The sequence below is a fragment of the Streptomyces synnematoformans genome, assembly GCF_039531005.1.
GTDB classification, from domain to species: Bacteria; Actinomycetota; Actinomycetes; order Streptomycetales; family Streptomycetaceae; genus Streptomyces; species Streptomyces synnematoformans.
In genome coordinates this window covers 1-615 of the sequence record NZ_BAAAPF010000764.1, presented here as the reverse complement: position 1 = coordinate 615, position 615 = coordinate 1, and the positions used below count along the sequence as shown (strand labels likewise).

Annotated in this window: 1 pseudogene; it reads left to right on the top strand. The window is 81.3% G+C overall.

Features of this window, described 5'->3' with window-relative positions:
* Nucleotides 1–542 (top strand): annotated as a pseudogene (locus ABD317_RS37575) (primosome assembly protein PriA); the annotation flags it as partial.
* Nucleotides 543–615: the final 73 nt, after the last annotated feature.

Here is a 615-nt window from a genome sequence, read left to right as displayed (position 1 = left end):
GCGGGCCGCTGGTCGGCGAGGGCCGCCGGCAGGCGCTGGGGTGCGGCTGGTGCGCGGCGCGGGAGGACGCCTGGCACTGTCCCGCGTGCGGCGGCGCCCGGCTGCGCGCGCAGGCCGTCGGCGCCCGGCGGACGGCGGAGGAACTGGGCCGGGCGTTCCCGTCGGTGCCGGTGCGCACGTCCGGCCGGGACCACGTGCTGGCGCAGGTGCCGGACGCCCCGGCGCTGGTCGTCAGCACGCCGGGCGCCGAGCCCGTCGCCGAGCACGGGTACGCCGCGGCGCTGCTGCTCGACGGCTGGGCGCTGCTGAACCGCCCGGACCTGCGGGCCGGGGAGGAGGCGCTGCGGCGCTGGCTGACCGCCGCCGCGCTGGTCCGCGGGTCGGCGGAAGGCGGGGTCACGGCCGTCGTCGCCGACCCGGCGCAGCGGCCGGTGCAGGCCCTGGTGCGCTGGGACCCCGCGGGCTTCGCCCGCACGGAGCTGGGGGAGCGCGCCGAGCTGGGCTTTCCGCCGGTGTCCCGGATGGCGGCGGTCTGGGGGCCGGGCGGCTGCTCGCCGACGACCAGGTGTCGAGGACGGTGCCGTCGGGGGTGACGGTGGCCAGGCCGGTGGCGGC